The organism is Vibrio navarrensis, assembly GCF_000764325.1.
Lineage (GTDB): Bacteria > Pseudomonadota > Gammaproteobacteria > Enterobacterales > Vibrionaceae > Vibrio > Vibrio navarrensis.
In genome coordinates this window covers 1,018,396-1,035,753 of the sequence record NZ_JMCG01000002.1, presented here as the reverse complement: position 1 = coordinate 1,035,753, position 17,358 = coordinate 1,018,396, and the positions used below count along the sequence as shown (strand labels likewise).

At 46.6% G+C, this 17,358-nt stretch carries 29 protein-coding genes; 27 read left to right on the top strand and 2 right to left on the bottom strand.

What is annotated here, in order from left to right; translation table 11 throughout:
* Nucleotides 1-36: 36 nt before the first annotated feature.
* Nucleotides 37-264 (bottom strand): SlyX family protein, encoded by a 228-nt coding sequence (locus tag EA26_RS19210; protein ID WP_039431157.1) that lies wholly within the window; start codon nucleotides 262-264, stop codon nucleotides 37-39.
* A 1-nt stretch (nucleotide 265) separates the two neighbouring features.
* Complete coding sequence (locus EA26_RS19205; RefSeq protein WP_039431155.1) at nucleotides 266-1,246, bottom strand: WD40 repeat domain-containing protein; 981 nt, start codon at nucleotides 1,244-1,246, stop codon at nucleotides 266-268.
* 129 nt (nucleotides 1,247-1,375) lie between these two features.
* On the opposite strand from EA26_RS19205, the gene fkpA reads away from it, so the two are divergent.
* The 27 genes from fkpA to rpsH all read left to right on the top strand — a co-directional run bounded on the left by fkpA (nucleotide 1,376) and on the right by rpsH (nucleotide 17,346).
* The gene (gene fkpA, locus EA26_RS19200) at nucleotides 1,376-2,158 is read left to right on the top strand and encodes an FKBP-type peptidyl-prolyl cis-trans isomerase (protein ID WP_039431153.1); all 783 of its coding nucleotides are present in this window, start codon (nucleotides 1,376-1,378) and stop codon (nucleotides 2,156-2,158) included.
* Between the two features lie 150 nt (nucleotides 2,159-2,308).
* Nucleotides 2,309-3,031 (top strand): helix-turn-helix transcriptional regulator, encoded by a 723-nt coding sequence (locus EA26_RS19195; protein ID WP_039431150.1) that lies wholly within the window; start codon nucleotides 2,309-2,311, stop codon nucleotides 3,029-3,031.
* Nucleotides 3,028-3,423: a sulfurtransferase complex subunit TusD gene (gene tusD / locus EA26_RS19190; RefSeq protein WP_039431147.1), complete on the top strand. Its 396-nt coding sequence runs from the start codon at nucleotides 3,028-3,030 to the stop codon at nucleotides 3,421-3,423. The genes EA26_RS19195 and tusD overlap by 4 nt, the downstream gene beginning before the upstream one ends.
* Nucleotides 3,420-3,776 (top strand): sulfurtransferase complex subunit TusC, encoded by a 357-nt coding sequence (gene tusC, locus EA26_RS19185; protein WP_039431146.1) that lies wholly within the window; start codon nucleotides 3,420-3,422, stop codon nucleotides 3,774-3,776. The genes tusD and tusC overlap by 4 nt, the downstream gene beginning before the upstream one ends.
* 9 nt (nucleotides 3,777-3,785) lie before the next feature.
* Nucleotides 3,786-4,061, top strand: a complete 276-nt coding sequence (gene tusB, locus EA26_RS19180) for a sulfurtransferase complex subunit TusB (protein ID WP_039431142.1) — start codon at nucleotides 3,786-3,788, stop codon at nucleotides 4,059-4,061.
* A 176-nt stretch (nucleotides 4,062-4,237) separates the two neighbouring features.
* Entirely contained in the window at nucleotides 4,238-4,612 is a 375-nt protein-coding gene (rpsL, locus tag EA26_RS19175) for a 30S ribosomal protein S12 (RefSeq protein WP_039431139.1), read from the top strand.
* Nucleotides 4,613-4,724: 112 nt separating this feature from the next.
* Nucleotides 4,725-5,195, top strand: coding sequence for a 30S ribosomal protein S7 (gene rpsG, locus EA26_RS19170; RefSeq protein WP_011079316.1), 471 nt, complete (start codon nucleotides 4,725-4,727; stop codon nucleotides 5,193-5,195).
* A 75-nt stretch (nucleotides 5,196-5,270) separates the two neighbouring features.
* Nucleotides 5,271-7,370: an elongation factor G gene (gene fusA, locus EA26_RS19165; RefSeq protein WP_039431130.1), complete on the top strand. Its 2,100-nt coding sequence runs from the start codon at nucleotides 5,271-5,273 to the stop codon at nucleotides 7,368-7,370.
* Between the two features lie 153 nt (nucleotides 7,371-7,523).
* Nucleotides 7,524-8,708 carry an elongation factor Tu gene (gene tuf, locus EA26_RS19160; protein WP_039431127.1) on the top strand — a complete coding sequence of 395 codons (1,185 nt, stop codon included), beginning with the start codon at nucleotides 7,524-7,526 and terminating at the stop codon, nucleotides 8,706-8,708.
* A 322-nt stretch (nucleotides 8,709-9,030) separates the two neighbouring features.
* Nucleotides 9,031-9,219: a (2Fe-2S)-binding protein gene (locus tag EA26_RS21235; protein ID WP_039440300.1), complete on the top strand. Its 189-nt coding sequence runs from the start codon at nucleotides 9,031-9,033 to the stop codon at nucleotides 9,217-9,219.
* Nucleotides 9,220-9,297: 78 nt separating this feature from the next.
* Nucleotides 9,298-9,771: a bacterioferritin gene (bfr, locus tag EA26_RS19155; RefSeq protein WP_039431122.1), complete on the top strand. Its 474-nt coding sequence runs from the start codon at nucleotides 9,298-9,300 to the stop codon at nucleotides 9,769-9,771.
* 454 nt (nucleotides 9,772-10,225) lie between these two features.
* Nucleotides 10,226-10,537, top strand: a complete 312-nt coding sequence (rpsJ, locus tag EA26_RS19150; RefSeq protein WP_004410492.1) for a 30S ribosomal protein S10 — start codon at nucleotides 10,226-10,228, stop codon at nucleotides 10,535-10,537.
* 14 nt (nucleotides 10,538-10,551) lie between these two features.
* Nucleotides 10,552-11,181, top strand: a complete 630-nt coding sequence (rplC, locus tag EA26_RS19145) for a 50S ribosomal protein L3 (protein WP_039431101.1) — start codon at nucleotides 10,552-10,554, stop codon at nucleotides 11,179-11,181.
* Between the two features lie 16 nt (nucleotides 11,182-11,197).
* Entirely contained in the window at nucleotides 11,198-11,800 is a 603-nt protein-coding gene (gene rplD, locus EA26_RS19140) for a 50S ribosomal protein L4 (RefSeq protein WP_039431099.1), read from the top strand.
* Nucleotides 11,797-12,099, top strand: a complete 303-nt coding sequence (rplW, locus tag EA26_RS19135; RefSeq protein ID WP_039431097.1) for a 50S ribosomal protein L23 — start codon at nucleotides 11,797-11,799, stop codon at nucleotides 12,097-12,099. Before rplD ends, rplW begins: the two co-directional genes overlap by 4 nt.
* A gap of 16 nt (nucleotides 12,100-12,115) precedes the next feature.
* Nucleotides 12,116-12,940 (top strand): 50S ribosomal protein L2, encoded by an 825-nt coding sequence (rplB, locus tag EA26_RS19130; protein ID WP_039431094.1) that lies wholly within the window; start codon nucleotides 12,116-12,118, stop codon nucleotides 12,938-12,940.
* Between the two features lie 20 nt (nucleotides 12,941-12,960).
* Entirely contained in the window at nucleotides 12,961-13,239 is a 279-nt protein-coding gene (gene rpsS, locus EA26_RS19125) for a 30S ribosomal protein S19 (protein WP_004394525.1), read from the top strand.
* Nucleotides 13,240-13,249: 10 nt separating this feature from the next.
* The gene (gene rplV / locus EA26_RS19120) at nucleotides 13,250-13,582 is read left to right on the top strand and encodes a 50S ribosomal protein L22 (RefSeq protein WP_039431076.1); all 333 of its coding nucleotides are present in this window, start codon (nucleotides 13,250-13,252) and stop codon (nucleotides 13,580-13,582) included.
* A 19-nt stretch (nucleotides 13,583-13,601) separates the two neighbouring features.
* Entirely contained in the window at nucleotides 13,602-14,303 is a 702-nt protein-coding gene (gene rpsC, locus EA26_RS19115; protein ID WP_039431074.1) for a 30S ribosomal protein S3, read from the top strand.
* Nucleotides 14,304-14,314: 11 nt separating this feature from the next.
* Nucleotides 14,315-14,725, top strand: a complete 411-nt coding sequence (gene rplP / locus EA26_RS19110; protein ID WP_004728605.1) for a 50S ribosomal protein L16 — start codon at nucleotides 14,315-14,317, stop codon at nucleotides 14,723-14,725.
* Nucleotides 14,725-14,916, top strand: a complete 192-nt coding sequence (gene rpmC, locus EA26_RS19105) for a 50S ribosomal protein L29 (protein ID WP_039431071.1) — start codon at nucleotides 14,725-14,727, stop codon at nucleotides 14,914-14,916. Before rplP ends, rpmC begins: the two co-directional genes overlap by 1 nt.
* Nucleotides 14,916-15,170, top strand: a complete 255-nt coding sequence (rpsQ, locus tag EA26_RS19100) for a 30S ribosomal protein S17 (RefSeq protein WP_011078824.1) — start codon at nucleotides 14,916-14,918, stop codon at nucleotides 15,168-15,170. The genes rpmC and rpsQ overlap by 1 nt, the downstream gene beginning before the upstream one ends.
* 163 nt (nucleotides 15,171-15,333) lie before the next feature.
* Nucleotides 15,334-15,705 carry a 50S ribosomal protein L14 gene (rplN, locus tag EA26_RS19095; protein ID WP_039431069.1) on the top strand — a complete coding sequence of 124 codons (372 nt, stop codon included), beginning with the start codon at nucleotides 15,334-15,336 and terminating at the stop codon, nucleotides 15,703-15,705.
* Nucleotides 15,706-15,717: 12 nt separating this feature from the next.
* Nucleotides 15,718-16,035: a 50S ribosomal protein L24 gene (gene rplX / locus EA26_RS19090; protein ID WP_011078822.1), complete on the top strand. Its 318-nt coding sequence runs from the start codon at nucleotides 15,718-15,720 to the stop codon at nucleotides 16,033-16,035.
* A 26-nt stretch (nucleotides 16,036-16,061) separates the two neighbouring features.
* Nucleotides 16,062-16,601 carry a 50S ribosomal protein L5 gene (rplE, locus tag EA26_RS19085; protein WP_039431067.1) on the top strand — a complete coding sequence of 180 codons (540 nt, stop codon included), beginning with the start codon at nucleotides 16,062-16,064 and terminating at the stop codon, nucleotides 16,599-16,601.
* 17 nt (nucleotides 16,602-16,618) lie between these two features.
* Entirely contained in the window at nucleotides 16,619-16,924 is a 306-nt protein-coding gene (gene rpsN, locus EA26_RS19080; protein ID WP_039431064.1) for a 30S ribosomal protein S14, read from the top strand.
* Nucleotides 16,925-16,953: 29 nt separating this feature from the next.
* The gene (gene rpsH / locus EA26_RS19075) at nucleotides 16,954-17,346 is read left to right on the top strand and encodes a 30S ribosomal protein S8 (protein ID WP_039431061.1); all 393 of its coding nucleotides are present in this window, start codon (nucleotides 16,954-16,956) and stop codon (nucleotides 17,344-17,346) included.
* Nucleotides 17,347-17,358 lie beyond the last annotated feature (12 nt).

Genomic DNA, 17,358 nt, shown 5'->3' with positions numbered 1-17,358 from the left:
TAAAGAGCCTGCAAAATGTGAGGCTCTTTCTCTTTCTCAATAGTGCGGCGGCGGCGGCTCTTTGGCCGGTTCGGCCATGTTCGACGTCTCCATATTTTTCATCTTGCCGACCATATACTTCATCTGATGCTGCATTTTGGTGAGCAATAACTGCTGTTGTGCCAAAGCATCATTGAGCTCTTCAATGGTTTGTTCCTGAAAAGCAAGCTGGCATTCTAGGTCATTAAGCCGAGTTTCCAACTGCGCAACGGTTCTGTCTGTCATGTTAATTCTCTAGTGTCCAAGCTTGTGCAATGCCCGCGGATGTCGCCGTGATCACCCTGCGTTTAGTATCAAAAGCGGCATCATACACTACCGCACGTGGTGGACGAGCATCTTTTAGCGGCTCGACCTCATAACTTTCCTTCTTTTTACCACTGGTAGTGTTCCACAGTGACACCTGCCCGGATGGCGTGCCTGTCAGTAGCCAGCGGCCATCGTCGGAAAAACGCGCGGTGGAGAAAATCAGCTGTCGTGCCCAGCTTTTTAATCGTGCTACTTGCTCACCACGGCTTAAATCCCAAACCACCGCCTGATTGCCCCCATCCGAGGTAAAGGCTAATTGACCATCACGCTGCAAAGCCACCCGAACCACTCGTTCTTGATGATCAAAGGTGCGCAAAATCAGCCCAGTTTCGGTGTCCCACAAATAAGCCTTATAGTCATTACCACCCGTTAAAGCAAAACGCCCATTGGCGGAAAGGGCGACCGAATTGACTTTTTCTTGATGAGCGAGGAACTCCATGCGCCTGCCGCTGACTAAGTTGACGTAAATGGCTTTGCCGTTAGACAAACCAAGCAACACTTGCTCGCCATTGCTGCTGATATCGACGTCGCGAATAATGCCATCAGAGATAGACCAAAGGCCTTGAGCCTGAGTCCACCCTAAATCCCAAACCGCAAAGTTCATTTGTGTCGCGGTAATGGCGAAACGACCGTTGTCTGAAATGCGAATATTAGAGACCACGTTGGCTTGTGGGTCTTGTGCGCCTAACTGAGAGAGCTCTTTGTTTTCAAGTAGATCCCAAAGTACCAGTTGGCGAGAAGTTGAATAAAGCAGAGCAAAACGCCCGTCACGGCTCAGTGCAAAGCTGGCGGCACCTTGCGGTTCTATTTCCCAGCGTTGTACATCCTGCTTGGAAAAAAAACAGCCATTTAACACGGTGATGACAATCAACAGTAGTGAGGAATGAAAAATTCTTTGCATCACATCTAATATTCCGGTTTGTGTCCCAAGACATATCACTAGTATATTGGTATAACGATGGACTTCACCAATCTGTTACGAGATTTGTGCACATTAACCAATGGTTTAACCCATTAACTGGAGAGTTTAATGAAATCAGTTTTAAAAGTGTCACTGCTTGCAGCGACAGTTATGCTGGCGGTAGGCTGTCAGAAAGAAGAAGCAAAACCAGACGCTGCGCCAAAAGTTGAGCAAGTGCAAGCTGAAACTGGTAAAGCGGTTCAATTTAATTCAGAAGATGACAAAGCGGCTTACGCCATCGGTGTCTCTTTTGCAAACTACCTAAGCGCCAGCTTAGACAAGCCAAGCGAAATTGGCATTACACTCAACAAAGAGTTGGTTCTTAAAGGGATCGAACACGTCTTTGCGGGTAACCCAGAGCTGAACGAAGCCGACACACGTGCTGCACTAGAAGCGCTTGATAAGCGTGTTGCAGAGACCATGCAGAAGAAAGCAGCGGAAAAAGCGGACGCAGCGAAAAAAGCGGGTGACGAGTTCCGTGCTGAGTTTGAGAAACAAGAAGGCGTGGTTAAGACCGAATCTGGTCTGCTTTACCAAGTGCTGACACCAGCAGAGGGCGAGAAGCCGAAAGACACTGACACAGTGCAAGTGCACTACAAAGGCACACTCACCAACGGCGAGCAGTTCGATAGCTCTTACGATCGCGGTGAGCCAGCCACCTTCCCGCTAAACCGTGTTATCCCAGGTTGGACTGAAGGGGTACAACTGATGCCTGTAGGTTCTAAGTTCAAGTTTGTTATCCCGCCTGAGCTGGCTTACGGCACGCAAGACACACCAAGCATCCCAGCAAACTCAACGCTGGTGTTTGAAGTGGAACTGCTGAAGATTGAAAATGGTGACGCTGCGCAGTAATTTATCGCGCTTTATCATCGATAAGGGCCTGAATTTTTTCGGGCCCTTTTTTGTTCTAAGTCACTAGTTCGAGAGTTTGCTAGGTGTTCTGTTCAAAATTTCTGATAAACTTACAGCAATTTGTTGATTTTTCGCTCGAAGGCTACAACAGTGACAACTACAGAAACATTAACTGCGGACATGTTGCTCGAGATGGAATCCGTTCACGTGAAACCATTTACCGAGCACGATAAAATCATTTTGCGATCTTATGAGGCGGTCGTTGACGGCATCGCCAGTTTGATCGGCCCTTTTTGTGAGATCGTTCTGCACTCACTTGAAGATCTCAACACGTCGGCGATTAAAATTGCTAATGGTGAGAATACCGGGCGTCAGGTAGGTTCACCCATTACCGATTTAGCACTGAAAATGCTAAGGGACATCGAGGGTTCGGAGCGCAATTTTTCCCGTTCCTATTTCACGCGTGCCAAAGGCGGCGTGCTGATGAAATCGATCACCATCGCGATTCGCAATGGGGAAAATCGCGTTATTGGCCTATTGTGTATCAACGTTAACCTTGATGCGCCATTTTCTCAGGTGCTGCAATCGTTCATGCCAACCGAAGAAGCCAAGCAAGCGGCGTCATCGGTCAACTTTGCCAGTGATGTCGAAGAGCTGGTGGATCAAACCGTAGAACGGACCATCGAAGAGATTAACGCAGACAAGTCGGTCTCCAATAACACCAAAAATCGCCAAATCGTCATGGAGCTGTTTGATAAAGGCATTTTTGATATCAAAGACGCCATCAATCGAGTGGCGGATCGCCTCAATATCTCCAAACACACGGTCTACCTCTACATTCGTCAACGCAAGACTGAGGATGATGAGAAGTGAGCGCTTTGACGTACACCCTCGTCGTGACTGGGCCGGTTTATGGTACTCAGTCGGCGCGCAGTGCCTATCAGTTTGCGAACGCGCTGATTGAACAAGGCCACACCTTAGTGAGTGTTTTTTTCTACCAAGAGGGTGTCAGCAACGGCAGTGGCTTGACTGTGCCAGCGAATGACGAATTTGATTTGGTTAAAGCATGGCAAAAGCTTGCTACACAGCACAAAGTGCGGCTGGAGACTTGTGTCGCGGCGGCGCTTCGTCGTGGTGTGATCGGAGATGAAGAAGCTCAGCAGCACGCTTTAGCACAGCATAATTTAGCTGAGGGTTTTACTCAGGCAGGGCTTGGCAGCCTCGCTGAAGCCATGTTAGTGCAAGATAGGGTGGTGCAGTTTTGAGTCAGTTAACCTACGTGTTTCGTTCTGCGCCGCATGGCAGTGCCTCTGGCCGAGAAGGCATTGATGCGCTTCTGGCCGCCTCTGCCTACTGTGAAGAGATTAGCGTGATTTTCATGGGAGATGGGGTCTATCAGCTCTTACAAGGGCAGCAGCCTGCGGGCATTCTCAGCAAAGACTATGCACCGATGCTGAAACTGTTTGACCTTTATGATATCGAGCAAGTCTACGTTTGTACCCAGTCACTAATAGAGCGGGGGGTCGCGCACGCGGATTTGGTTATCGAAGCCCATCAAATCGATCAGCCGCAGTTGCAAACTAAACTTCAACAAGCCGGTAAGCTGCTCACCTTCTGAGAGAGAAATATGCTGCACATTGTCAAATCCGTTTCCGCCATTGCCGAGCTTATTTCGGTTGTCACAGAGCAAGATGAGATCATTCTGATTGAAAATGCGGTGTATGCGGCGAACCCGCAGCACCGAGATTTTCAACAAATTCGCCCGCTTAATGTCTACGTGCTTGATAATGACTTACTGGCCAGAGGTTTGGTAGAACGAGTCAGTCCCACCTTTTCACGGGTCGATTATCTTGGTTTTGTGGCGCTAACCGCAAAGCATGACAGTTCACTGACTTGGAACTAAGTCCTTATCCTCTAAGGGCTGGCATCAAGTATGCCTATGCACTGGACAAAAAAGATCCGCATATTTCTTGACACACTTCTCACTGCTGCATAGAATTTTGCGTCCCTAACTCGCTCACGTGGGTTGGGGACTAGATTTTTCACAAAGCTTACTTTAAGTAAATCAGGAGCTAGTTAATGGCAACTATTAACCAGTTGGTACGTAAGCCATGTGCTAAGCAAGTTGTTAAAAGCAACGTGCCAGCACTAGAAGCGTGCCCACAAAAACGTGGTGTATGTACTCGTGTTTACACTACTACACCAAAAAAACCTAACTCAGCACTTCGTAAAGTTTGTCGTGTACGTCTGACAAACGGCTTCGAAGTAACATCGTACATCGGTGGTGAAGGTCACAACCTTCAGGAGCACTCAGTTGTTCTGATCCGCGGTGGTCGTGTTAAAGACCTTCCAGGTGTTCGCTACCACACAGTACGTGGTGCACTTGACTGTGCAGGCGTGAACAACCGTAAGCAAGCACGTTCTAAGTACGGTGTGAAACGTCCTAAGTCTTAATGCACTTCTTTTTAGTAAGAAGCGTTAAGTAAGGCCAAACACTAAAATTATTTTTAATTTTGAAGAAACTGAAAAGTTTTGGATAACCTGAAGAAGACAACGGAGAATATCCATGCCACGTCGTCGCGTTATTGGTCAGCGTAAGATCCTTCCAGATCCAAAGTTCAAATCTGAACTGCTGGCAAAATTCGTTAACATCCTTATGGTTGACGGTAAAAAATCTGTTGCAGAGAAAATTGTTTACACTGCACTAGACACCATGGCTGAGAAATCTGGCAAAGATCACTTAGCTGTATTTGAAGAAGCTCTTGAAAATGTTCGCCCAGCGGTAGAAGTTAAATCTCGCCGTGTAGGTGGTTCAACTTACCAAGTGCCAGTAGAAGTACGTCCGGTTCGCCGTAACGCACTTGCTATGCGTTGGTTGGTTGAAGCTGCGCGTAAGCGTGGTGAAAAATCTATGGCTGCTCGCCTAGCTGCTGAAATGCTAGACGCGTCAGACAACAAAGGTACTGCTGTTAAGAAACGTGAAGACGTTCACCGTATGGCAGAAGCGAACAAAGCGTTTGCTCATTACCGCTGGTAATGCCTTCTGTGCTGCGAGGTCCTCTCGCAGCACTTTTCTACACTCTAAGGATTCCCTTAGTAAGAGGATACAATCGTGGCTCGTAAAACTCCTATTGAGCGCTACCGTAACATCGGTATCTGTGCTCACGTAGATGCAGGTAAAACAACCACAACTGAGCGTATTCTGTTCTACACTGGCCTTTCTCACAAAATCGGCGAAGTTCACGATGGTGCGGCAACCATGGACTGGATGGAGCAGGAGCAGGAGCGTGGTATCACAATCACCTCGGCTGCGACGACTACCTTCTGGCGTGGTATGGAAGCACAATTCCAAGATCATCGCGTAAACATCATTGATACCCCTGGACACGTTGACTTTACTATCGAAGTAGAGCGTTCACTTCGTGTACTCGATGGTGCTGTGGTGGTGTTCTGTGGCTCATCTGGTGTTGAACCTCAGTCTGAAACTGTATGGCGTCAAGCGGATAAATATCATGTTCCACGCATGGTATTTGTTAACAAAATGGACCGTACAGGTGCAGATTTCCTACGCGTTGTGAAACAAATTAAAAATCGTCTTGGTGCGAACCCAGTTCCTATCCAACTGAACGTTGGTGCGGAAGAGGAGTTCAAAGGTGTCATCGACCTAATCAAGATGAAATTCATCAACTGGAATGAAGCCGATCAGGGCATGACCTTCACTTATGAAGAGATCCCAGCGGACATGGTTGAGCTGGCAAATGAATGGCGCAACAACTTAGTTGAAGCCGCCGCCGAAGCCAACGAAGAGTTGATGGACAAATACCTTGAAGAAGGTGAACTGAGTGAAGCAGAGATCAAGCAAGGTCTGCGCTCGCGTACACTAAATAACGAAATTGTGCTAGCCACTTGTGGTAGTGCGTTTAAAAACAAAGGTGTACAAGCGGTGCTGGATGCCGTGATCGAATATTTGCCATCACCAGTAGATGTACCAGCCATTAAAGGTGTGGATGAAAACGACAATGAAGTTGAGCGTCATGCTGACGACAACGAACCATTTTCCGCACTGGCATTTAAAATTGCGACAGACCCATTTGTGGGTACGCTAACCTTTATGCGCGTCTACTCAGGCGTAGTCAATACGGGTGATGCGGTGTACAACTCGGTTAAGCAGAAGAAAGAGCGTTTTGGCCGTATCGTTCAGATGCATGCCAATAAGCGCGATGAGATCAAAGAAGTTCGTGCGGGCGATATCGCCGCCGCGATTGGTCTCAAAGACGTTACTACCGGCGACACACTTTGCGATGTTAACCACAAAGTGATTCTGGAGCGTATGGAGTTCCCTGAACCTGTCATCCAGATCGCAGTAGAACCACGCTCGAAGGCCGATCAAGAAAAAATGGGTATCGCGCTAGGTAAACTGGCGGCAGAAGATCCATCATTCCGTGTCGAAACGGATGCAGAAACAGGTCAAACGTTGATCTCAGGTATGGGTGAGCTGCACCTAGACATCATCGTTGATCGCATGAAGCGTGAGTTCAGCGTGGATTGCAACGTAGGTAAACCTCAAGTAGCTTATCGCGAAACCATTCGTGGTAAAGCAGAAGTCGAAGGTAAGTTTGTTCGCCAGTCTGGTGGTCGTGGTCAATATGGGCATGTCTGGATCAAACTCGAACCTTCCGAACTTGGCGCAGGTTTTGTCTTCGTAGATGAAGTTGTTGGTGGTGCCATTCCTAAGGAATTCATTGCTCCGGTCGCGAAAGGGATCGAAGAACAGATGAATAGTGGTGTTCTGGCTGGTTACCCAGTTTTGGATATTAAAGCTACACTATTTGATGGCTCTTACCACGATGTCGACTCGAGCGAGATGGCGTTTAAAATCGCTGGTTCAATGGCATTCAAGAAGGGGGCGCTTGAAGCGCAACCTGTTATTCTTGAACCTATGATGAAAGTTGAAATAACTACACCGGAAGACTGGATGGGTGACGTAGTCGGTGATCTTAACCGTCGTCGTGGCATCATCGAAGGTATGGATGAAGGCGTTGCGGGTCTAAAGATCATTCGCGCGCAGGTTCCGCTGTCCGAGATGTTTGGTTATGCAACAGACCTACGCTCTGCAACTCAAGGTCGCGCCTCATATTCAATGGAATTCCATGAGTATGCTGAAGTCCCTAAAAATATTGCTGAAGCAATTATTGCAGAACGCGGTTACTAAATAGGACGTAGATCTGGGAAAAAGTGTTCTCTTTTTTACAGATCAACACGCCCAAATATTGCGCTGACGAGCGTTGGCGCATAAAATATCAATTTCTGGCGCGTCATGATCAACAGAGATCTTGGCGAATCATAACTAGGAAGGAACACGATCGTGTCTAAAGAAAAATTTGAACGTACGAAACCGCACGTAAACGTTGGTACTATCGGCCACGTTGACCACGGTAAAACAACTCTAACTGCAGCTATCTGTACTACTCTTGCTAAAGTTTACGGCGGTAAAGCACGTGACTTCGCATCTATCGATAACGCACCAGAAGAGCGTGAGCGTGGTATCACAATCTCTACTTCTCACGTAGAGTACGACACTCCAAACCGTCACTACGCACACGTAGACTGTCCTGGACACGCTGACTATGTTAAAAACATGATCACTGGTGCAGCACAGATGGACGGCGGTATCCTAGTTGTTGCAGCAACAGATGGCCCAATGCCACAAACTCGTGAGCACATCCTACTAGGCCGTCAGGTTGGTATCCCATACATCATCGTGTTCATGAACAAATGTGACATGGTTGATGATGAAGAGCTACTAGAGCTAGTAGAAATGGAAGTTCGTGAACTTCTGTCTGAATACGATTTCCCAGGTGATGACCTACCAGTTATCCAAGGTTCTGCACTAGGCGCACTAAACGGCGAAGAGCAGTGGGAAGCGAAAATCGTAGAACTAGCAGAAGCGCTAGACAACTACATCCCAGAGCCAGAGCGTGCAGTAGACATGCCGTTCCTGATGCCAATCGAAGACGTATTCTCAATCCAAGGTCGTGGTACAGTAGTAACTGGCCGTATCGAGCGCGGTATCCTGAAAGTGGGTGATGAAGTTGCGATCGTTGGTATCAAAGAGACCACAACGACTACTTGTACTGGTGTTGAGATGTTCCGTAAACTGCTAGACGAAGGTCGTGCAGGTGAGAACGTTGGTGCACTACTACGTGGTACTAAGCGTGATGAAGTAGAACGTGGCCAAGTACTTGCTAAGCCAGGTTCAATCACTCCACACACTAAGTTCGAGTCAGAAGTATACGTACTGTCTAAAGATGAAGGTGGTCGTCACACTCCATTCTTCAAAGGCTACCGTCCACAGTTCTACTTCCGTACAACTGACGTAACTGGTAACATCGAGCTACCAGAAGGCGTAGAAATGGTAATGCCAGGCGACAACATCCAAATGGTTGTTGAGCTAATTGCACCAATCGCAATGGACGAAGGTCTACGTTTCGCAATCCGCGAAGGTGGCCGTACTGTTGGTGCTGGTGTTGTTGCTAAGATCATCGCTTAATTCTCTGAGTTAAACGGAATCTTGCACTTTTCTTCAGCTTGAAGAACAGCGCACAAGAAAAGAGGAAGCTTCGGCTTCCTCTTTTCATTTTAGTTATAAAAAAATCTACGCATCCCTCTGTGCATCACATATAGATATTCAACATTTTCAATCTGTTAACTAGATGTATAAACACGAACAACCAACCTAAGTTAAACCGTTTGGTTTCCACTGCCAATCTTAATAACAATTGGATCTATCTAGCATATTAAATAAGACTGGTAACAAGAATGATTCTCTTTTATTCTTCGTGGGTGTTATAAATTCAGGTTTGTGTTTGTATATGTACGTTTGCTTATGCCACGGTGTTTCAGATAAGAAGATTCGTCAACTTGTGCTGGAAGAAGGCGTGACGGATATTAGAGGGATAAAAAAGTGCACAGCGCTGGGAAGTCAGTGTGGTAAGTGTGTGCGAACCGCTAAAGAAGTGATCAACGAAATCGTGCCCGTTCTCTACAGAGAGGCGAGTTAGAATAGATAGGTGTTGAGTTTTTTTGACTCCTCCATATTTGGTTCTACAGTTAATAGAGCCAAAGAGGAGGGCTATGTCATGAAAGGCGATCCAATCATCATTCAACATCTCAACAAAGTACTCGGCAACGAGCTTGTCGCTATCAATCAATACTTTCTTCACGCTCGCATGTACAAAGACTGGGGCTTAAAACATTTAGCGGACAAAGAGTACCACGAATCGATTGACGAGATGAAACACGCTGATCATCTCATCGAGCGGATCTTATTCTTAGAAGGGCTCCCCAATCTACAGGACCTTGGTAAACTTATGATCGGAGAGAATACTCAAGAGATGCTTGAGTGTGACCTAAAGCTTGAGATGATGGCTATCCCCGACCTAAAAGATGCCATAGCCTACGCGGAAGACATCAGAGATTATGTATCCAGAGATCTGTTCCAAGAAATATTGGAAGATGAAGAAGAGCATGTCGACTGGTTAGAAACGCAGCTTGGTTTAATCCAAATGACCGGGATAGAAAATTACTTGCAGGCTCAGTTTGTCGAAGAATAACGGAACTTCAATCTTTATTTATGGTAAGGGTCAGACGATTTCGAAAATATGTAAACATCAGGCAGCGCCTTTTAGCGACTAGGTGATGCCTTTCTTCTCTAATTCTTACACTACCTCTATCTATTCAACGTTTATTTTTCAAACAGTGCTTGCAAGCTAATTTGTGATCTGTATAATACCCCGCACTGACTTGTTCAGTTGTGAACCAATGAGCAGCGAGGAGCTGACGAATCTAAATGGTTTGAAGGGTAACGTATACTCAGCTTATGTTCGCAGTTAATACAATTAGTAAGCACATTCACTTGTGATAGCTGAATGCTAATCGAAAATTAACTGACAATGTGCCCAATCGGGGTACTACGGTTTCACATAAATCAATCGGCATTCTCTCGCCATATGCGAGTCTGAGTGGCGATATTGTTTGTGTAATTTTTAATAATTGGAGCTCTGTCTCATGCAGAACCAACGTATCCGTATCCGCCTAAAAGCTTTCGATTACAAACTAATCGATGCTTCTACCGCGGAAATCGTTGAAACAGCTAAGCGCACTGGCGCACAGGTTCGTGGTCCAATCCCACTACCTACTCGTAAAGAGCGTTTCACCGTTCTTATCTCTCCACACGTTAACAAGAAAGCTCGTGACCAGTACGAAATCCGTACTCACAAGCGTCTAATCGACATCGTTGAGCCAACAGACAAAACTGTTGATGCTCTGATGCGTCTAGACCTTGCTGCAGGCGTTGACGTTCAAATTAGCCTAGGTTAAGGGAGATTAGAAGAATGATTGGTCTAATCGGTCGTAAAGTGGGCATGACCCGCGTATTTACTGAAGAAGGCGTTTCTATCCCAGTAACAGTTGTTGAGGTTGAAGCGAACCGTGTTGCTCAAGTTAAATCTCTTGAGTCTGACGGTTATGCAGCAATCCAAGTGACTACTGGTTCTAAGAAAGCTAACCGCGTAAACAAAGCTGAAGCAGGTCACTTTGCTAAAGCTGGCGTTGAAGCTGGTCGCGGTCTTTGGGAATTCCGCTTAGAAAACGGCGAAGAGTTCGAAGTTGGTGCAGAACTAACTGTTGAACTGTTCAACGAAATTAAGAAAGTAGACGTTACTGGTACATCTAAGGGTAAAGGTTTCCAAGGCACTGTTAAGCGCTGGAACTTCCGTACTCAAGATATGACTCACGGTAACTCATTGTCTCACCGTGCTCCTGGTTCTATCGGTCAATGTCAGACTCCAGGTCGCGTATTTAAAGGCAAGAAAATGGCAGGTCACATGGGTGCTGAGCGTGTAACGACTCAAAACCTAGAGATCGTACGAGTTGACGCTGAGCGCAATCTGCTTCTTATTAAAGGTGCAGTCCCAGGCGCAACTGGCGGTAACGTGATCGTCAAACCAGCTGTTAAAGCATAACGTCTAGGAGTAAGTAATGGAATTGATGGTTAAAGGTGCTAACGCACTAACTGTTTCCGAAACTACTTTCGGACGTGAGTTCAACGAAGCTCTTGTACACCAAGTAGTTGTTGCGTACGCAGCAGGTGCTCGTCAAGGCACTCGTGCTCAAAAGACACGTTCAGAAGTTTCTGGCGGTGGTGCTAAGCCATGGCGTCAAAAAGGTACTGGCCGTGCACGTGCTGGTACAATTCGTAGCCCAATCTGGCGTACAGGTGGTGTTACTTTTGCTGCGAAACCACAAGATCACAGCCAAAAAGTAAACAAGAAAATGTACCGTGGTGCGATGAAGAGCATTCTTTCTGAGCTAGTTCGTCAAGAGCGTCTAATCGTTGTTGATAACTTCTCAGTAGAAGCACCAAAGACAAAAGAGCTAGTAGCTAAGCTTAAAGAACTTGAGCTTAACGATGTACTCATCGTTACTGGCGAAGTAGACGAGAATCTATTCTTAGCTGCTCGTAACCTATACAAAGTTGACGTGCGTGACGCATCTGGTATCGATCCAGTAAGCTTAATCGCGTTTAACAAGGTTCTAATGACTGCAGCAGCAGTTAAGCAAGTTGAGGAGATGCTGGCATGATCACTGAAGAGCGTCTACTAAAAGTTCTACGTGCACCGCACATCTCTGAAAAAGCAACTATGGCTGCTGAGAAATCGAACACTATCGTTTTCAAAGTAGCGAAAGATGCGACTAAGAAAGAGATCAAAGCAGCTGTAGAAAAGCTATTTGAAGTTGAAGTTAAGTCTGTAAATACTCTTATCACTAAGGGTAAGACCAAGCGTCAAGGTCTACGCCAAGGCCGTCGTTCAGACGTGAAGAAAGCGTACGTGACGTTGAAAGAAGGTCAAGATCTTGACTTTGTTGGCGGCGCGGAATAACAGGAGTAGTTGAATAATGGCTATTGTTAAATGTAAGCCGACTTCGGCTGGTCGTCGTCACGTTGTTAAAATCGTAAACGCTGACCTGTACAAAGGTAAGCCATACGCACCTCTTCTAGAGAAAAACTCTAAGAATGGTGGTCGTAACAACAACGGTCGTATCACAGTACGTCACATCGGCGGCGGTCATAAGCACCACTACCGTGTAGTTGACTTCAAACGTACTAAAGATGGCATCCCAGCGAAAGTTGAGCGTCTAGAATACGATCCAAACCGTAGCGCAAACATCGCTCTAGTTCTGTACGCAGACGGTGAGCGTCGTTACATCATTGCACCAAAAGGTTTGCAAGCGGGTGACGTTATCCAATCTGGCGTTGATGCGCCAATCAAAGCGGGTAACACTCTACCAATGCGCAATATCCCAGTGGGTTCTACTGTTCACTGTGTTGAACTGACTCCTGGTAAAGGTGCACAGCTGGCTCGTTCAGCTGGTGCTTACGCTCAAATCGTTGCACGCGATGGTTCTTATGTCACTATCCGTCTACGTTCTGGCGAAATGCGTAAAGTTCTGTCTGAAGGCCGTGCGACTATCGGTGAAGTAGGCAACGCAGAGCACATGCTACGTGAACTAGGCAAAGCGGGTGCATCTCGCTGGCGCGGTGTTCGTCCAACCGTTCGCGGTGTGGTAATGAACCCGGTTGACCACCCACACGGTGGTGGTGAAGGCCGTACTTCTGGTGGCCGTCACCCAGTTTCACCTTGGGGTATGCCAACTAAAGGCTACAAGACTCGTAGCAACAAACGCACTGACAAGTACATCGTACGTCGTCGTAACAAGTAATCTATATAAGAGGATAAGCCATGCCACGTTCTCTCAAGAAAGGTCCATTTATTGACCTACACTTGCTGAAGAAGGTAGAGAAAGCGGTGGAAAGCGGAGACAAAAAGCCTATTAAGACTTGGTCCCGTCGTTCAATGATCATTCCAACCATGATCGGTTTGACCATCGCTGTCCATAATGGTCGTCAGCACGTTCCAGTATTCGTAACTGATGAAATGATCGGTCACAAACTGGGTGAATTCGCACCAACTCGCACTTACCGTGGCCACGCTGCGGATAAGAAAGCTAAGAAGCGCTAAGGAGTAAATAATGGAAGCTATTGCTAAACATAACTTTGCTCGCATTTCGCCTCAGAAAGCTCGCTTAGTTGCGGATTTAATCCGTGGTAAATCTGTTGACCAAGCTCTAGAAATCCTAACTTTCAGCAATAAAAAAGCGGCTGAACTGGTTAAGAAAGTTCTTGAGTCAGCTATCGCGAACGCGGAGCACAACGAAGGTGCAGATATCGACGATCTACGTGTAGCTAAAATCTTCGTAGATGAAGGCCCAACCATGAAGCGTATTATGCCTCGTGCAAAAGGTCGTGCGGATCGTATCTTGAAGCGTTCAAGCCACATCACTGTTGTTGTAGCAGATCGCTAAGAGACTAGGAGAGTAAGCAATGGGTCAAAAAGTACATCCAAATGGTATTCGTCTAGGCATCGTTAAGCCTTGGAATGCTACATGGTTTGCTAACACCAAAGATTTCGCTGACAACCTAGACGGCGACTTCAAGGTACGTCAGTTCCTAACTAAAGAACTGTCTAAAGCGTCTCTATCACGCATCGTTATCGAGCGTCCTGCTAAGAGCATCCGTGTGACTATCCACACTGCTCGTCCAGGCGTTGTTATCGGTAAGAAAGGTGAAGACGTTGAGAAGCTACGCGCAGCTGTAGCGAAAATTGCAGGTGTACCAGCGCAAATCAACATCGCTGAAGTACGTAAACCTGAACTGGATGCGCAGCTTGTTGGTGACAGCATCGCGTCTCAGCTAGAGCGTCGTGTTATGTTCCGTCGTGCGATGAAGCGCGCGGTACAAAACGCAATGCGTCTAGGTGCTAAGGGTATCAAAGTGGAAGTAAGCGGTCGTCTAGGCGGCGCTGAAATCGCACGTTCTGAGTGGTATCGTGAAGGCCGTGTGCCTCTACACACTCTACGTGCTGACATTGATTACGCAACTTCTTCGGCTCACACCACTTACGGTGTAATCGGCATTAAAGTTTGGATCTTCAAAGGTGAGATCCTAGGCGGTATGCCAGCAGCAACTGAAGCTGCAGAGCCAAAGGCTGACAAGCCTAAGAAGCAGCGTAAAGGCCGTAAGTAAGGAGTCGACAGATGCTACAACCTAAACGTACTAAGTTCCGTAAGGTTCATACTGGTCGTAACCGTGGTCTAGCAAAAGGTACAGAAGTAAGCTTCGGCTCTTTTGGTCTTAAAGCTGTTGGCCGTGGTCGTCTGACTGCTCGTCAAATCGAAGCTGCACGTCGTGCTATGACGCGTCACATCAAGCGTCAAGGTAAAATCTGGATCCGTGTGTTCCCAGACAAACCAATCACTGAAAAACCACTTGAAGTTCGTCAAGGTAAGGGTAAAGGTAACGTTGAGTACTGGGTAGCCCAAATCCAACCTGGTAAGGTGATGTACGAAGTTGATGGTGTACCTGAAGAATTGGCGCGTGAAGCGTTCCGCCTAGCGGCTCGCAAACTGCCATTCAAGACTACATTTGTAACTAAGCAGGTGATGTGATGAAAGCACTAGAACTACGCGAAAAAAGCGTTGAAGAGCTTAACGCTGAGCTATTGAATTTGCTACGTGAACAGTTCAACTTGCGCATGCAAGCTGCGACTGGTCAACTACAGCAAACTCATACTCTGAAAGCTGTCCGCCGTGATATCGCACGTGTGAAAACTGTTTTGACTGAGAAGGCAGGCGCATAATGAGCGACAAAATTCGTACTCAACTAGGTCGTGTTGTTAGCGACAAGATGGACAAGTCTATCGTTGTTGCTATCGAGCGCATGGTGAAGCACCCTATCTACGGTAAATTCGTTAAGCGCACGACTAAAGTTCACGCACACGATGAAAACAACGAATGTGGCATTGGCGACACCGTTGAAATTCGTGAGTGTCGTCCACTGTCTAAGACTAAATCTTGGACTTTGGTAAAAGTTGTAGAAAAGGCGAAGATCTAATCTTACCTCTTCTATGAACGCGAACGGCTCCAAAATTATTTTTTGGAGCCGTTTATTTTTTGACTACCCAATCACAAAAAAGGGTGGTACAATTCGCGTCCCTTATAAAGAGGCAGCCCGACCCGAGAGGGTCTAGTTTTTTAATATTTAGCGGAGCACTAACATGATCCAAATGCAAAGTATGCTGGACGCAGCTGATAACTCAGGCGCTCGCAGCGTAATGTGTATTAAGGTTCTGGGTGGCTCTCACCGTCGTTATGCACACATCGGTGACATCATCAAAGTTACTGTTAAGGAAGCAATTCCACGCGGTAAAGTTAAGAAAGGTGATGTACTGAAGGCGGTGGTAGTTCGCACCCGTAAAGGCGTACGTCGTCCAGACGGTTCTGTCATTCGCTTCGACCGAAACGCTTGTGTACTGTTGAACAACAACAGTGAACAACCTATCGGTACACGTATCTTTGGTCCTGTGACTCGCGAACTTCGTGGCGATAAGTTCATGAAGATCGTTTCACTGGCTCCAGAAGTTCTGTAAGGAGCGGCAATAATGGCAGCTAAAATCCGTCGTAATGACGAAGTAATCGTTCTTGCTGGTAAAGACAAAGGCAAGAAAGGTAAAGTAACTAAGGTTCTAGCAACTGGTAAAGTTATCGTTGAAGGTATCAACCTTGTTAAGAAACACCAGAAACCTGTTCCTGCACTAGGTATCCAAGGCGGTATCGTAGAGCAAGAAGCAGCAATCGACGTTTCTAACGTGGCTATCTTCAATGCAGCTACTGGTAAAGCTGACCGTATCGGTTTCCGTTTTGAAGACGGCCAAAAGGTTCGTTTCTTCAAGTCAAACGGTGAAACTGTTTCTAACTAATTTAGAAAGTAATTTGGAGTTCTACTATGGCGAAACTGCATGATTACTACAAGTCGTCTGTAGTCGCTGAACTGACCAAACAGTTCGGTTACACAAGCGTCATGCAAGTCCCTAGAATCGAGAAAATCACCCTAAACATGGGTGTGGGCGAAGCTATCAACGATAAAAAACTGCTAGAAAACGCAGCTTCTGATATGGCAACGATCTCTGGTCAAAAGCCACTAATCACTAAAGCGCGTAAGTCTGTTGCAGGCTTTAAAATTCGTGAAGGCTACCCAATCGGTTGTAAAGTAACCTTGCGTGGCGAGCGTATGTGGGATTTTATGGAGCGTTTAATCTCTATCGCTCTTCCACGTGTACGTGACTTCCGTGGTGTTAACGCTAAGTCTTTTGACGGTCGCGGTAACTACAGCATGGGCGTTCGCGAGCAAATCATCTTTCCGGAAATCGACTTTGATAAAGTTGATCGTGTACGCGGCCTAGACATCACTATTACGACGTCTGCTGGTACTGATGAGGAAGGCCGTGCTCTGCTGGCTGCCTTTAACTTCCCATTCCGTAAGTAAGGTGAAGGGTTACTGTTATGGCTAAACAATCAATGAAAGCACGTGAAGTAAAACGTGCAAAGCTAGTAGCTAAGTTCGCTGAAAAGCGTGCTTCTCTAAAAGCTATCATCAGCGATGTAAATGCATCAGAAGAAGATCGTTGGAATGCGGTTCTAAAACTGCAAACTCTTCCACGTGATTCAAGTGCGTCACGTCAGCGCAACCGTTGTAACCAAACTGGTCGTCCACACGGTTACCTACGTAAATTCGGTCTGAGCCGTATCAAAGTTCGTGAAGCTTGCATGAAAGGCGAGATTCCTGGACTTCGTAAGGCTAGCTGGTAATTGCCACTTAATCATTTGGAGTAAATCATATGAGCATGCAAGATCCGATTTCGGATATGCTGACCCGTGTTCGTAACGGTCAGGCAGCAAACAAAGTTGCTGTTAAAATGCCTTCTTCAAAGCTGAAAGTTGCAATTGCTGCACTGCTTAAAGCTGAAGGCTACATCGCTGACTTCGCTGTTGAAGGCGACATAAAACCTGAGCTAGAAGTAACTCTTAAGTACTTCCAAGCTAAACCAGTAATCGAGCAACTGAAGCGTGTTTCACGTCCAGGTCTGCGCGTCTACAAGAAGAAAGACGAGCTGCCATCTGTAATGGGTGGTCTAGGTGTTGCTATTGTTTCCACTTCCAAGGGTCTGATGTCAGACCGTGCTGCTCGTAAAGCAGGTCTTGGTGGTGAGATCATCTGCTACGTAGCTTAATAGGAGTAGAAT

Excerpts from the sequence above, each read along its gene's own strand:
- rplB (WP_039431094.1), top strand. The coding sequence starts at position 12,116 with ATGGCTATTGTTAAATGTAAGCCGACTTCGGCTGGTCGTCGTCACGTT.
- rpsJ (WP_004410492.1), top strand. The coding sequence starts at position 10,226 with ATGCAGAACCAACGTATCCGTATCCGCCTAAAAGCTTTCGATTACAAA.
- rplV (WP_039431076.1), top strand. The coding sequence starts at position 13,250 with ATGGAAGCTATTGCTAAACATAACTTTGCTCGCATTTCGCCTCAGAAA.
- rplC (WP_039431101.1), top strand. The coding sequence starts at position 10,552 with ATGATTGGTCTAATCGGTCGTAAAGTGGGCATGACCCGCGTATTTACT.
- EA26_RS21235 (WP_039440300.1), top strand. The coding sequence starts at position 9,031 with ATGTACGTTTGCTTATGCCACGGTGTTTCAGATAAGAAGATTCGTCAA.
- rplE (WP_039431067.1), top strand. The coding sequence starts at position 16,062 with ATGGCGAAACTGCATGATTACTACAAGTCGTCTGTAGTCGCTGAACTG.
- rpsC (WP_039431074.1), top strand. The coding sequence starts at position 13,602 with ATGGGTCAAAAAGTACATCCAAATGGTATTCGTCTAGGCATCGTTAAG.
- rpsQ (WP_011078824.1), top strand. The coding sequence starts at position 14,916 with ATGAGCGACAAAATTCGTACTCAACTAGGTCGTGTTGTTAGCGACAAG.
- rplP (WP_004728605.1), top strand. The coding sequence starts at position 14,315 with ATGCTACAACCTAAACGTACTAAGTTCCGTAAGGTTCATACTGGTCGT.
- rplD (WP_039431099.1), top strand. The coding sequence starts at position 11,198 with ATGGAATTGATGGTTAAAGGTGCTAACGCACTAACTGTTTCCGAAACT.
- fkpA (WP_039431153.1), top strand. The coding sequence starts at position 1,376 with ATGAAATCAGTTTTAAAAGTGTCACTGCTTGCAGCGACAGTTATGCTG.
- bfr (WP_039431122.1), top strand. The coding sequence starts at position 9,298 with ATGAAAGGCGATCCAATCATCATTCAACATCTCAACAAAGTACTCGGC.
- rplN (WP_039431069.1), top strand. The coding sequence starts at position 15,334 with ATGATCCAAATGCAAAGTATGCTGGACGCAGCTGATAACTCAGGCGCT.
- rpsH (WP_039431061.1), top strand. The coding sequence starts at position 16,954 with ATGAGCATGCAAGATCCGATTTCGGATATGCTGACCCGTGTTCGTAAC.
- rpsL (WP_039431139.1), top strand. The coding sequence starts at position 4,238 with ATGGCAACTATTAACCAGTTGGTACGTAAGCCATGTGCTAAGCAAGTT.
- rpsN (WP_039431064.1), top strand. The coding sequence starts at position 16,619 with ATGGCTAAACAATCAATGAAAGCACGTGAAGTAAAACGTGCAAAGCTA.
- tusB (WP_039431142.1), top strand. The coding sequence starts at position 3,786 with ATGCTGCACATTGTCAAATCCGTTTCCGCCATTGCCGAGCTTATTTCG.
- rplW (WP_039431097.1), top strand. The coding sequence starts at position 11,797 with ATGATCACTGAAGAGCGTCTACTAAAAGTTCTACGTGCACCGCACATC.
- rpsS (WP_004394525.1), top strand. The coding sequence starts at position 12,961 with ATGCCACGTTCTCTCAAGAAAGGTCCATTTATTGACCTACACTTGCTG.
- rplX (WP_011078822.1), top strand. The coding sequence starts at position 15,718 with ATGGCAGCTAAAATCCGTCGTAATGACGAAGTAATCGTTCTTGCTGGT.
- EA26_RS19210 (WP_039431157.1), bottom strand. The coding sequence starts at position 264 with ATGACAGACAGAACCGTTGCGCAGTTGGAAACTCGGCTTAATGACCTA.
- rpsG (WP_011079316.1), top strand. The coding sequence starts at position 4,725 with ATGCCACGTCGTCGCGTTATTGGTCAGCGTAAGATCCTTCCAGATCCA.
- EA26_RS19205 (WP_039431155.1), bottom strand. The coding sequence starts at position 1,246 with ATGCAAAGAATTTTTCATTCCTCACTACTGTTGATTGTCATCACCGTG.
- rpmC (WP_039431071.1), top strand. The coding sequence starts at position 14,725 with ATGAAAGCACTAGAACTACGCGAAAAAAGCGTTGAAGAGCTTAACGCT.